Origin of the sequence: Salinispora cortesiana (genome assembly GCF_000484695.1) — a bacterium.
In the GTDB taxonomy this organism is placed as follows: Bacteria; Actinomycetota; Actinomycetes; order Mycobacteriales; family Micromonosporaceae; genus Micromonospora; species Micromonospora cortesiana.
On record NZ_AXVR01000027.1, the window covers coordinates 15648 to 27778 of the forward strand.

Sequence of the window (12131 nt, forward strand, 5' to 3'; positions counted from 1 at the left end):
GCCGCAAGTGCCCAGGTACAACACGGAATGAGACCGTGACCTGGCCCACCCGCCGACCCGGGTGCGTGTAAGACTCGACTCGCGCGACCGCTACGAGCGGTTGCCCGACGACGCCGCGGTTGGTGTGCGGCGAGACAAGAGATGGAGACGAACAGTGCCGGGAGTGCGCAACCTGACGCAGGCGGAGGCCGCCGAGCGAAGCCGGCTACTCGAGGTGACCGGGTATGACATCAACCTGGATCTGTCGAGCGCCGTGCAGGCCGAGGGCCACACGTTCCGGTCCCGGACCGAGGTCCGGTTCCGGTGTAGTGAGCCGGGTGCGAGCACCTTCATCGAGGTCGCCGCGCATTCGGTACGGTCGGCTACCCTGAACGGCACCCCGCTGGAGCTGGGTGACTGGTCGGCGGAGGCCGGGCTCACCCTGCCCGACCTGGCTGCCGAGAACACACTCGTGGTGGACGCGGAGTTCGCGTACTCCAACAGTGGTCAGGGGCTACACCGCACGGTGGATCCGGTCGACGGCGAGACCTACCTGTACAGCCAGTTCGAGACGGCGGACGCGCAACGGGTCTACGCGGCCTTCGACCAGCCCGACCTGAAGAGTGTCTACACCTGGCACGCCACCGTGCCGGAGCACTGGAAGGTCGTCTCCAACATGCCGGTGGAGCGGGAGGAGCCGGCCGGCGAGGGCCGCAAGACGGTCCACTTCGTGGAGTCGGTGCGGATGAGCACCTACATCACCGCGCTCTGCGCCGGGCCCTACCACGAGGTGCGAGACAGCCACGACGGCATCGACCTGGGCGTCTTCGTTCGCGCGTCGATGGCACAGTACCTGGACGCCGACGATCTCTTCCTGATCACGAAGCAGGGCTTCGACTTCTTCCACGCCAAGTTCGACATTCGGTACCCGCTGCCCAAGTACGACCAGCTCTGGGTGCCGGACTTCAACGCGGGCGCGATGGAGAACTTCGGCTGTGTCACGCACGCCGAGTCGGCGTACATCTTCCGGTCCCAGGTCACCGACTTCGAGTACGAGCAGCGCGCCAACACGATCCTGCACGAGCTGGCGCACATGTGGTTCGGCGACCTGGTCACCATGCGTTGGTGGAACGACCTCTGGCTGAACGAGTCGTTCGCCGAGTGGGCCAGCCACTGGTGCAACACCCACGCGACCCGGTTCTCCGAGGCGTGGACCACCTTCCTCTCCGTCCGGAAGAACTGGGGTTACCGACAGGACCAGCTCTCCTCCACCCACCCGGTCTACTGCGAGATGCCGGACCTGGAGGCGGTCGAGGTCAACTTCGACGGGATCACGTACGCCAAGGGCGCGAGCGTGCTCAAGCAGCTCGTCGCGTACGTGGGCGAGGAGCCGTTCGTGGCCGGGCTCCGGTCGTACTTCCGCAAGCACGCCTGGGGTAACGCCACCTTCGACGACCTGCTCTCCGAGCTGGAGGCGGCCTCCGGGCGGGAGCTGCGCAAGTTCGCCGCCCAGTGGCTGGAGACCGCCCAGGTGAACACGCTGCGCCCGGAGGTGACGATCGGCGCCGACGGCAGCTACCAGCGGGTCGTGGTCCGCCAGGAGGCGCCGGCCGACCACCCGACCCTGCGTACCCACCGGATCGGGGTCGGCCTCTACGACCGCACCGATGGCCGGCTGGTCCGCCGCGAGCGGTTGGAGGTCGACGTCGTCGGCGAGACGACGGAGCTGGCCGAGCTGGCCGGGGTTCCCGCCGCGGATGTGCTGCTGCTCAACGACGACGACCTGACCTACACCAAGCTGCGGCTCGACGAGCGGTCGATGGCCACCGTGGTGCAGCACATCACCGGCTTCGAGTCGTCGCTGGCGCGGGCGCTGTGCTGGACTGCCGCGTGGGACATGATCCGGGACGCCGAGCTGGCCGCCCGGGACTATGTGGCGCTGGTGCTCGCCGGCCTCCCCGCCGAGACCGACATCAACCTGGTCACCGCCACCCTGCGGCAGGTCACCACCGCCCTCACCTTCTACGCCGACCCGACGTGGGCACCGAGCGGCTGGGCCGACCTGGCCCGGACCGCGAAGACCGCCCTCGCCGCCGCCGAGCCGGGCAGCGGCTTCCAGCTCGCCTGGGCTCGGGCGTACGCCTCCGCCGGTCGGTCGGCTGAGGACCTGGCGACGTTGCGGGGCTGGCTGGAGAGGAACGGAGTCCCGTCCGGCCTGCGCATGGACACCGAGCTGCGGTGGGCGGTGCTTACCGCGCTGGTGACCAACGGCGCGGCCGGCCCCGACGACATCGAGGCGGAGCTCGCCACCGACCGCACCGCCAGCGGCGAGCGGGAGGCCGCGTACGCACACGCGCTCGTGCCGACGCCGGAGAACAAGGCGGCCGTCTGGGCCCGGTTGACCGGTCCGGAGCCGCTGCCGAACTGGCGGCACCGCGCGCTGTTGCGGGGCTTCGCCCACCCGACGCAGGTCGAGCTGGTCCGCCCCTACCGGGAGCGGTACTTCGCCACCATCGCGCAGGTCTGGGCCAGCCGGGACAGTGAGCCGGCGCAGGAGTTCGCCCTGTTGGCGTACCCGGCGTACCTCGTTGAGGAGGAGACCGTGGCGGCGACCGACGGGTGGCTGGCCGGCGAGGGCCAACCGGCACCGCTACGGCGGCTGGTCGCCGAGGGCCGCGACGGCGTCGTCCGGGCCCTCAAGGCCCGGGCGCGGGACGCCCGAAGCGGCTGACAGGCAACGGCCCGGGGTCGGTGCGGGGCGAACGCTCCGCACCGACCCCGGGCCGAGTGCTTGCCGGGTGTTAGCAGCCCTTACCGGCGTGGCTGGCCAGCTGGTCGAGGCCGGTGACGATGCCGCCGGTCAGGTCGCCGCCCCCGAAGGCCGCCGCCATCGACAGCGCCGCGAGCCGCGCGTACGTGTCCGGGATGCGCTTGCGGGCGTGCTGGCCGGTGACGATCTCCAGCTGCCGCTGGTTCGGCGAGACCGCGATCAGGACCGACCGGTCGGGGTCGGCGAGCTGGCGGTGCAGCCGCTCGGCATCTTCCCGGACCGGCTCGTCGAGGCCACCGACGAAAATCGAGAAGGTCAGCCCGGTGCTCTGGTCGGCCAGGCGCATGGCCTCGTCAACGCGGAGCAGCTGACGGGTCGAGAACGGGCCGTCCAGCTCCGGCGGGGCCGCCGTCTCGGTCGACGACTGCAGCTCACCAACGGTCACTTGCGCCTCCGGTTCCACCGGCCGGCGCCTTCTGGCCGGCCTGCTCCTGCTTACGGCCCGACAGCGCAGGCGCCTGGGCGCCGGCGGCCAGTGCGGTGCCCGCCGAGTCGGCCAGCTCCTCCGGACTACTCAGGAACCAGACCGGAGTGAAGTCGAAAGGCCGGCCGGGCCGGTAGCGCTTGCCACCGCCACCAACGCCGCGGCTGCTGGCGGCGTATGCCACACCAGCGATTACCAGCGCTGCTACCGCCGGGATTCCGACGAAGACCAGCAACGTATCGGTTACAGACAATCCCAACGCCCCCAGGCGAAAGAGAGACCAGGAATCCGGGTCGGGTGGACGGTCATGTGGACGATTCCCCGACTCCGCTTGTGGTATTCACGTTAGCGGAGTCAACCGCCCGCCAGATTGCGGGGTGGCGATCCCACCCCCCACTGAGCTGCTCCAGCTGGGCCGCAGCGGCGAGCAGCCCCGCGTCGTTGCCCTGCCGGCCGCTGAGGAGGACCCCGACCGGCAGCCCGTCGGCGGTGGCACCCACCGGGAGCGACACCGAGGGGTCACCCGTGACATTGAAAATGGCACAAAACGGCGAGAAACGCCGTTGACAGTCGAAATCGTCTGCTGGGTCACGAACATCGGTAAACCAGCCCACTGGTGCCTGCGGTGCGGCGAGGGTGGGGCAGAGCAGCAGATCACAGCCGGCGGTCCGGCGTATCCCGAGCCGGACCTGCGCCTGGAGCTCACCGAGCGCGGCGGTGAGGCTGGCAGCGGAGATCGCCGCCCCGCGGTCCCGCAGCAACCGGGTCAACGGCAGGAGCTGACTCTCTCGCTCGGGCGGCACCGGGGCGAGCGCGAGCACGTACCAGACGGTCTCGAACAGCGGCCACGCCGTCGGCGTCAACGGCGGTGGCACCTCGACCACCTCATGACCAGCGGCGGTGAGCAGGGCAGCGGCCTGGTCCACGGCGGCGACGCAGTCCGGGTGGATCGGCTCGTCGGCGAGCATCGGGGTGGTGAAACGGCCGATCCGCAGCCGGCCCGGGGTGGCGGTCCGGGCCGCCGCGAGCCAACCCCCGGCCGGTGGTGGCGGTGCCAGGTAGGGCTCGCCGGGGACCGGCTGAGCCAACACGTCGAGCAACGCGGCCACGTCGGCCACGGTCCGCCCGATCGGGCCGCTGGTCGGCAGGCCGTACGCACCGAAGCCGATCGGACCGCCGGAGACCACCCCGCGGCTGGGTTTGTAGCCGACCAACCCGCACATCGAGGCCGGGATACGCAGCGAGCCGCCGCCGTCGGAGCCCTGGGCCACCGGAAGGAGACCGGCCGCCACCGCGGCCGCCGCACCACCGCTGGAGCCACCGGCCGTGTAGGCGAGATCCCACGGGTTACGGGCCGGCGGGGCGACCCGCCCTTCGGAGTAGAGCGAGCAGCCCAGCTCGGAGGTGGTGGTCTTGCCGAGGCTGACCAGGCCGGCGGCCCGGATGAATCGGACCACGTCCGCGTCGATCGGCGGTACGAAGTCGGCGAAGGCTGCGGAGCCGAAGGTCGTGCGCACGCCGGCGGTGAGGGTCAGATCCTTGATCGCCGTGGGCACGCCGTGCAACGGCCCTCGCGCCGCGACCGGAACGGCGTCAGCCGCGTCGGCGGCGGCGAGGGCCGCCTCCGGGGTCACGGTGACGAACGCGCCGACGGTGTCACCGAGCGCCGCCACCCGGGTCAGATGGTGTTCGACCAACTCCCGGCTGGTCCGCTCGCCGCTGGCGATCGCGGCTGCCTGCTCCAGTGCGGTCAGATCGTGCGGCTCGGTCATGCCGTTATCCTGCCCGCTGTCCGATCGGGCCGCCGCCCCGACAGGCCGTACGGGTCAGCTGCGGTGGGTTCGCCCGGGCCCCCGGGGGAGAGAAAGCGCAGCGCGTTGCCGCCGAGCAGGCCGGCGCGTTGATCCGGGGTGAGGAAATCAGAGCGGCGCACGACCGCACCGACCGGCCGTTCCCCCAGCGGATACGGATAGTCGCTGCCGAGCAGCACCTGGTCAACGCCGATCGTGTCGACCAACAGCCGCAGCGCCGCCGGTTCAAACACCACCGAGTCGACGAAGAACCGGTCCACGTACGAGCTGGGGGGCTGGGCCGAGGCGCCGCGGACCAGGTTGCCGCGCCGGTGCCAGGCGTTGTCCGCTCGGCCCAGCCAGAACGGGAAGCTGCCACCGCCGTGCGCGAAGCAGATCCGCAACGTCTCCGGCACCCGATCGAAGACCCCGCCGAGGATCATCGCCAGCACCGACAGGTGGGTCTCGGCCGGCATCCCGGTCAGCCACCGCGCCATCCACCGATCCAGCCGTGGCCCGCCGGGCATGTCCCACGGGTGGACGAAGACCGGCGCGCCGACCTCGGCGCAGTGGGCGAGGAACTCGACGATGCCGCTGTCGTCCAGGTCGAGGTCGCCGACGTGGTTGCCGATCTCCACCCCGGCGTGCCCGGCGGCGAGGCAACGGTCCAGCTCGGCGCTGGCGACCTCTGGGTCCTGCAACGGCACCTGGCAGAACGGAGCCAGCCGGCCGTCCCCGGCGGCCGTGATCTCCAGCATGCGGTCGTTGAAGATCCGCGCCACCCTGACCGCCTGGGTGGCGGGGCGGTCGTAGCAGAAGAAGACGGGCGTCGGCGAGACCACCTGCACGTCGACACCGTCGGCGGCCATGTCCGCCAATCGGAGCGCCGGGTCCCAGCACTCCGCGCCGACCGGGCGGAACTCCAGCTCGCCGACCATGATCATCGCAGCGCGCTCGGAGTCGACCCGCAGCCAGGGCCAGCCAGAACCGCCGCAGGCCGCAGCGAGGTCCGGCCAACCCCGCGGTACGGCGTGCGAGTGCACATCAATAACGGGGGTACCCATCAGCCCTTGCCCGGATGCAGCGTGCCGCACTGGTCGCAGGTCCGCGCCGCCTCGTCGGCGTAGAAGGTGGCGAAGACCGGGGGCAGGTCGGCGGCGATGTCCCGGACCTGCAACTCCACCTCGTGCACCTTGTTGGTGCACTCGGGGCAGTACCACTGGAACCGTTCCAGGGTGCCCTCCTCGCGGACCCGCTCGATCACCAAACCGATCGAGCCGGCCTCCGGTCGCTGCGGCGAGTGCGGAACTCCACGCGGCAGCATCCACATCTGCCCCTCGCGGATGTGCACTGTCTGTGGCCCGTCCGGGAGCATCAGGTTGACGTGCATGCCCCCTTTGACCTGGTAGAAAAACTCCTCGTACGGTTCGACGTGATAGTCGGTGCGCTGGTTCGGCCCGCCGACGACCATGACGATGAAGTCAGAGCTGCCGGGGAGCAGTTCCTTGTTGCCCACCGGCGGCTTCAGCAGGTGCTGGTTGTCCACGATCCAACCGGGGAAGCTGAACGGCTCAGCGATCTCGCTCACAACGGGCCTCCTTCGGGGCGCAGGGCGACAGCCTGCATTTCGATCAACAGGTGCGGGTGCGGTAGCTGGTGGACCGCCACGGTGGTCCGGGTCGGCCCGCTCGCGTCGAAGAACTCCGCCCACACCTCGTTGTAGCCACCGAAATCGTTCATGTTGACCAGGTAGCTGGTCACCTGCACCAGGTCGGCCAACCCCGCACCGACCGGGTGGAGCAGATCCCGGATGTTCTCGATCACCGCCCGGGTCTGGGCCCGGATATCGAGGTCGGCGGTGCCGAACTCGTCAACGGCGACACCCGCGAAGGTATTGTCCGGGCGGCGGGAGGAGGTGCCGGAGACGAAGATGAGGCCACCGGCGACCTTGAGGTGCGGGAACGCCCCACGCGGCACGGCCTTCCCGGCCACGACCCGGGCGGCTGCCCGCCCGCCGGGCTCCGACACCGGTGGTGCCCCGCCGGGCCCCGGTGCCGGTGGTGCCCCGCCGATCACGCCGCTGCCCGCAGCGACGCGGTGCCAAGCTTCTCCACCACCGCGCGGACGTGCGCGCCGGGTCGCAGCGCGACGGCGGCCGTCGCGGCGCCGGCCAGGAAGACCCAGCCCGGGTGGAGCCGAACCCCGCGCTGGCCGGTGAGCCGGACCCCCTCGTCGAAGGCGCGGCGCGGGTCGCCGAGGATTGCCGCGGTCGACCCCACCTGGGTGACCTGCCCATCGATCTCCAGCAGCACGCCAAGGTTGTCCAGGCCGTCCGGAACCGGGCACCACGGCCCCACCACGAAGGCCCCCGCCGACGTGTTGTCGGCGATGACGTCCGGCAGGGAGAAGGTGAAGTTCGCGTACCGGGAGTCGATCAGCTCGATGGCCGGGGCGACCGCCCGGACCGCGGTGGCGAACTCCGCGACCGGCTCGCCCGGCTCGGGCTGCCGGTCCAACAGGAAGGCCACCTCTGGCTCCACCCGGGGATGGATGAAGTCTCCGACGGAGACAGTTCCGCCGTCGGCGACCCGCATCCGGTCGGTGAGCCGGCCCCAGATCACCTCGTCCACCCCGACCTGGGCCATCTTCGCCTTACTGGTCAACCCCATCTTGACGCCCACCAGCTGTTCACCCCGGTCCAGCCGGCGCCGCACCAACTCGGCCTGCACCGCGTACGCGGCATCGACGTCGAGCCCGGTCTCGGCGGCGAGTTGGTCGATCGCCGCACCCCGGTCGGCCGCCGCGACCAGTTGGCCGGCGATCCCGGCGATATCTGCTCCGATCACGTCTCCTCCTTGCCGGCCAGGTCCAGCGCCACATCCACGATCATGTCCTCCTGGCCGCCCACCATCTGGCGCCGGCCCAGCTCGACCAGGATCGAGCGGACGTCCACGCCATAGCGTTCGGAAGCCCGCTCGGCGTGCCGCAGGAAGCTGGAGTAGACGCCGGCGTAGCCCAGCGAGAGCGTCTCCCGGTCCACCCGCACCGGTCGGTCCTGCAACGGCCGGACCACGTCCTCGGCCGCGTCCATCAACGCGAAGACATCGCAGCCGTGCTCCCAGCCGTGCAACTCGGCGACCGCGACGAAGACCTCCAGCGGCGCGTTGCCCGCCCCCGCGCCCTGCCCGGCGAGGGAGGCGTCGACCCGAACGGTTCGGCCGGCCGGCGCATCCAGCGGGCCATCCCCAAGGACCCGGCCGTGCTCCACCGCGACCACGCTGTTCGCCACCCCGAGCGAGAGGTTGTGGTGGGCATGGATACCGATCTGCGTCTCCGGTTCGAGCACCTGACGGTAGGCGTCGACTCGCTCGGCCAAGTCGGACATCAGCAGCCGGCCGCCGGAGTCGGTGACGTAGACGCAGTGCGCCCCGTACGACTCCATGAGCTTGGCCTGCTCCGCCAGGGCGGCCGGGTCGTTCATGTGGGCCATCATCAGGAACCCGGAGACGTCCATCCCGTTCTCCCGGGCCCAGCCGATGTGCTGGGCGGAGATGTCGGCCTCGGTGCAGTGGGTGGCGATCCGAACGCTGGTCACGCCGAGGGCCCGCGCCGCCTTCAGGTCGGCGATGGTGCCGATCCCGGGGACCAGCAGCGTGGTCAGCCGCGCCGTGGTCAGCACCTCGGCCGCCGCCGCGATCCACTCCGCGTCGCTCGCCGCACCATGCCCGTAGTTGACACTCGACCCGGCCAGCCCGTCGCCGTGCGCCACCTCGATCGCCGCGATTCCGGCGGCGTCCAGGGCGGCGGCGATCGTCCGCACCTGGTCAACGGTGTAGCGGTGGGCGATGGCGTGCATCCCGTCCCGCAGCGTCACATCCTGGAGGTAGAGCTGGGTCATGCCGGCACCGCCCGCCGGGCGATCAGCCGCTCCGCGGTGCGCAGCGCGGCCGAGGTCATGATGTCCAGGTTGCCCGCGTACGTCGGCAGGTAGTGCCCGGCACCGGAGACCTCCAGGAACGCCGAGACCTGCAGGCCGGTGAGGCGCCGACCGAGCGCCGGTAGGTAGCTGTCCACCCGGTCGAACTGCACATCCTGTTTCAGGCGGTAGCCAGGGACATACTCCTGTACGGCGCGGACCATGTCGGCGATGGCGGTGGCGATCGCGGCTCGGTCCGCGTCGGTGTCCGGGCAGAGGCAGTACACGGTGTCCCGCATCAGCAGCGGCGGATCAGCCGGGTTGAGCACGATGATGGCCTTGCCCAACTCGGCGCCGCCAACCACCTCGATCGCCCGGGCAGTGGTCTCGGTGAACTCGTCGATGTTGGCCCGGGTGCCCGGCCCGGCCGACTTCGCGGCGATTGAGGCGACGATCTCCCCGTACGCGACCGGGGTGACCTGGCCAACAGCGGCGACGATCGGCACGGTCGCCTGCCCGCCACAGGTGACCATGTTTACGTTGGCCTCCTGCAGGTGTTCGTCCAGATTGACCGGCGGCACCACGTACGGCCCGACCGCGGCGGGGGTCAGGTCGACCACGGTCCGACCGTGGGCGCGCAGCACGGCGTCGTGGTGTCGGTGCGCCCCAGCCGAGGTGGCGTCGAAGACCAGCGCCACATCGGCGAACTCGGGCAGCGCCACGAGCCCCGCCACCCCCTCGGCGGTGGTGGTGACGCCGAGTCGCCGGGCCCGAGCCAGCCCGTCGGAGTCCGGGTCGATGCCCGCCATGGCGACCATTCGCAGGCTGTCGCTAAGCCGCAAAATTTTGATCATCAAGTCGGTCCCGATATTCCCGGAACCGAGCACTGCCACCCCGACGCTCACTCCTCGACCTCCTTCGTGAAGCAGGTACGTACCGATCCGAGGCCGGAAATCCGCGCCTCATATGCGGCGCCGGGCGTCACCGGCACCAACGGGCCAAGCGCCCCGGAGAGCACCACGTCGCCCGCCCGCAGCGGATCATCGGAGCGGGCGAGGGTCCGCGCCAGCCAGGCCAGCGCGTGCAGCGGGTTGCCGAGGCAGGCCGCCGCGGCACCGACCGAGACCGGCTCCCCGGCCTGCTCCAGCACCATGCCGGCGAGGCGCAGGTCCACGTCGGCGAGCCGGCGGGGCGTGGTACCCAGCACGAACAGCCCGCTGGAGGCGTTGTCCGCGATGGTGTCCACGATGGTGATGTCCCAGCCGGCGATCCGGGAGTCGACAATCTCGATCGCCGGTAGCAGGTGATCGACCGCCCGGATCAGGTCGACGGTGGTGATCCGCTCGTCCGGCAGGTCCGCGCCGAGCACGAACGCGATCTCGGCCTCCACCCGGGGCTGGAGCAGCCGGCCAGGCGGCACCTCCGCCCCGTCGGGCACCGCTGTGTCCTCGGTCAGCACCCCGAAGTCCGGCTGGTAGACGCCGAGGCTCTCCTGCACGGCTGCAGAGGTCAGGCCAATCTTGGCGCCAACTCTCCGGCGCCCCTGCCGCCGCCACTGGCGCACCTGCGCCTGTTGCACGAGGTACGCCGAGTCAATGTCCCCCTCGGGGATGAGCCGCCCACGCAGCGGAGGGCAGGGTTTGCCGCTCTCCCGAGCCTCGGTGAGCTCCCGGGCGGCGGTCTCGTAGTCGACGGTCATGTCAGGTCCACACAGACGTTGGTGAGCTCGGAATAGAAACCCAGCGAATGAATGCCGCCCTCCCGGCCGACGCCGGAGGCCTTCACCCCGCCGAACGGGGTACGCAGGTCGCGCAGATACCAGGTGTTGACCCAGACGATCCCCGCGTCCAACCGGGCACCGGCCCGGTGGGCCCGACCCACGTCCCGGGTCCACACCGCCGCCGCCAGGCCGTACTCGGTGCCGTTTGCCAGCGCGTACGCCTCCTCCTCGTCGTCGAAGGGCGCCACGTGCACGACCGGGCCGAAGATCTCCTCCCGGTTGGTCCGCGCATCGGGGCCGAGCCCGGCGAGCACCGTCGGCTGGATGTACGCACCGCCGTCGCGGGCGTCGCCGAAGCGGGGCGTACTCCCGCCAGCGAGGACCTCCGCCCCGTCCGCGCGGGCCAGCTCGTAGTGGCCGAGCACCTTCTCCCGGTGGGCCGACGAGATCAGCGGCATGTTCACCGTGGCCTCGTCGGCGGGCCACCCGTACGGCAACTCGGCGGCCTGCTCGGCCAGCCGGGCGGTGAACTCCGCGAAGACCGGACGCTGCACATAGATGCGTTCGGTGCAGAGGCAGACCTGGCCACCGTTGGTGAAGCTGGACCGCACCGAGCCGGCCACCGCCGCCGACAGATCGGCGTCGGCGAAGACCAGCCCGGCGTTCTTGCCGCCCAGCTCGAAGGAGACCGCCTTCACCCCGTCGGCGGCGGCCCGCATGATGGCCCCGCCGGTGGTCGACTCGCCGGTGAAGGTGATCGCGTCGACATCGGGGTGCCGGGTGAGGAACTCCCCCGCCGAGCCGGGCCCGAAGCCGTGCACGACGTTGAAGACCCCCTCGGGCACGCCGGCGGCGGCCATCACCTCGGCGAGCAGGGTCGCCGAGGCAGGTGTCTCCTCGCTGGGCTTGACCACCACCGCGTTGCCACAGGCCAACGCGGGCGCGACCTTCCAGGTGAGCAGGAGCAGCGGCAGGTTCCACGGGACGATCACAGCGACCACGCCGACCGGCTTGCGCAGCGCGTAGTTCAGCGCCTGGCCACCGGAGGGGGTGCGGGTGCTGAACGACTCGGTCGGTGCGGTCGCGGCAATCTCGGCGAAGGCACGGAAGTTGGCCGCGCCGCGCGGGATGTCCAGCGTCCGGGCCTGCGAAATCGGCTTGCCGGTGTCGGCCACCTCGGCGGTGACCAGGTCATCGAAGCGGCGCTCCAACTCGTCGGCGACCCGGAGCAGCACCTCGGCGCGCTCTCGTTCGCTGAGCCGGCCCCACGGGCCACGCAGCGCCGCGCGGGCGGCGGCCACCGCGTCGTCCACTCCGGCCTGATCCGCCGCAACGACCTCGAAGAGCGGCTCCCCGGTGACCGGACTGTGCTTGGTGAAGCGGCGACCAGCGTCAACAAACTCGCCAGCGATGAAGTTGGGCAGCAGGGCCGGCCCGTCCGGTGCCCGGCCCGTCATCTGGCGCGAATCCCA

12 protein-coding genes are annotated in these 12131 nt (G+C 71.0%); 1 reads left to right on the top strand and 11 read right to left on the bottom strand.

Annotated elements, in window-relative coordinates:
* Positions 1–163 precede the first annotated feature (163 nt).
* On the top strand, positions 164–2710 hold the full coding sequence (pepN, locus tag K228_RS0113660) for an aminopeptidase N (protein WP_025618939.1): 2547 nt from the start codon (positions 164–166) through the stop codon (positions 2708–2710).
* A gap of 70 nt (positions 2711–2780) precedes the next feature.
* Here the strand turns inward: pepN and K228_RS0113665 are convergent, their stop codons facing one another.
* The 11 genes from K228_RS0113665 to K228_RS0113715 are packed head-to-tail and all read right to left on the bottom strand — an operon-like array spanning position 2781 to position 12116.
* Complete coding sequence (locus K228_RS0113665; RefSeq protein ID WP_025618940.1) at positions 2781–3194, bottom strand: DUF5130 family protein; 414 nt, start codon at positions 3192–3194, stop codon at positions 2781–2783.
* Positions 3181–3486 (bottom strand): aa3-type cytochrome oxidase subunit CtaJ, encoded by a 306-nt coding sequence (ctaJ, locus tag K228_RS0113670; RefSeq protein WP_483826420.1) that lies wholly within the window; start codon positions 3484–3486, stop codon positions 3181–3183. Before ctaJ ends, K228_RS0113665 begins: the two co-directional genes overlap by 14 nt.
* 52 nt (positions 3487–3538) lie before the next feature.
* Entirely contained in the window at positions 3539–5005 is a 1467-nt protein-coding gene (locus tag K228_RS0113675) for an amidase (RefSeq protein ID WP_025618942.1), read from the bottom strand.
* Positions 5002–6087 (bottom strand): amidohydrolase family protein, encoded by a 1086-nt coding sequence (locus tag K228_RS0113680; RefSeq protein WP_025618943.1) that lies wholly within the window; start codon positions 6085–6087, stop codon positions 5002–5004. The genes K228_RS0113675 and K228_RS0113680 overlap by 4 nt, the downstream gene beginning before the upstream one ends.
* On the bottom strand, positions 6087–6611 hold the full coding sequence (locus K228_RS0113685) for a 3-hydroxyanthranilate 3,4-dioxygenase (RefSeq protein WP_025618944.1): 525 nt from the start codon (positions 6609–6611) through the stop codon (positions 6087–6089). Before K228_RS0113685 ends, K228_RS0113680 begins: the two co-directional genes overlap by 1 nt.
* A complete protein-coding gene (locus K228_RS0113690) occupies positions 6608–7051 on the bottom strand; it encodes a RidA family protein (protein WP_025618945.1) in 444 nt (147 codons plus the stop codon). The genes K228_RS0113685 and K228_RS0113690 overlap by 4 nt, the downstream gene beginning before the upstream one ends.
* 44 nt (positions 7052–7095) lie before the next feature.
* On the bottom strand, positions 7096–7869 hold the full coding sequence (locus K228_RS0113695) for a 2-keto-4-pentenoate hydratase (RefSeq protein ID WP_025618946.1): 774 nt from the start codon (positions 7867–7869) through the stop codon (positions 7096–7098).
* Positions 7866–8921, bottom strand: a complete 1056-nt coding sequence (gene dmpG / locus K228_RS0113700; protein ID WP_025618947.1) for a 4-hydroxy-2-oxovalerate aldolase — start codon at positions 8919–8921, stop codon at positions 7866–7868. Before dmpG ends, K228_RS0113695 begins: the two co-directional genes overlap by 4 nt.
* Positions 8918–9844, bottom strand: coding sequence for an acetaldehyde dehydrogenase (acetylating) (locus tag K228_RS0113705; protein WP_025618948.1), 927 nt, complete (start codon positions 9842–9844; stop codon positions 8918–8920). The genes dmpG and K228_RS0113705 overlap by 4 nt, the downstream gene beginning before the upstream one ends.
* Positions 9841–10638, bottom strand: coding sequence for a 2-keto-4-pentenoate hydratase (locus K228_RS0113710; RefSeq protein ID WP_025618949.1), 798 nt, complete (start codon positions 10636–10638; stop codon positions 9841–9843). Before K228_RS0113710 ends, K228_RS0113705 begins: the two co-directional genes overlap by 4 nt.
* A complete protein-coding gene (locus K228_RS0113715) occupies positions 10635–12116 on the bottom strand; it encodes a 2-hydroxymuconic semialdehyde dehydrogenase (RefSeq protein WP_025618950.1) in 1482 nt (493 codons plus the stop codon). Before K228_RS0113715 ends, K228_RS0113710 begins: the two co-directional genes overlap by 4 nt.
* Positions 12117–12131: the final 15 nt, after the last annotated feature.

What these genes read in the sequence shown, in the direction of transcription:
- K228_RS0113675 (WP_025618942.1), bottom strand. Translation starts at nt 5,005, where the DNA reads ATGACCGAGCCGCACGATCTGACCGCACTGGAGCAGGCAGCCGCGATC.
- K228_RS0113680 (WP_025618943.1), bottom strand. Translation starts at nt 6,087, where the DNA reads ATGGGTACCCCCGTTATTGATGTGCACTCGCACGCCGTACCGCGGGGT.
- dmpG (WP_025618947.1), bottom strand. Translation starts at nt 8,921, where the DNA reads ATGACCCAGCTCTACCTCCAGGATGTGACGCTGCGGGACGGGATGCAC.
- K228_RS0113710 (WP_025618949.1), bottom strand. Translation starts at nt 10,638, where the DNA reads ATGACCGTCGACTACGAGACCGCCGCCCGGGAGCTCACCGAGGCTCGG.
- K228_RS0113715 (WP_025618950.1), bottom strand. Translation starts at nt 12,116, where the DNA reads ATGACGGGCCGGGCACCGGACGGGCCGGCCCTGCTGCCCAACTTCATC.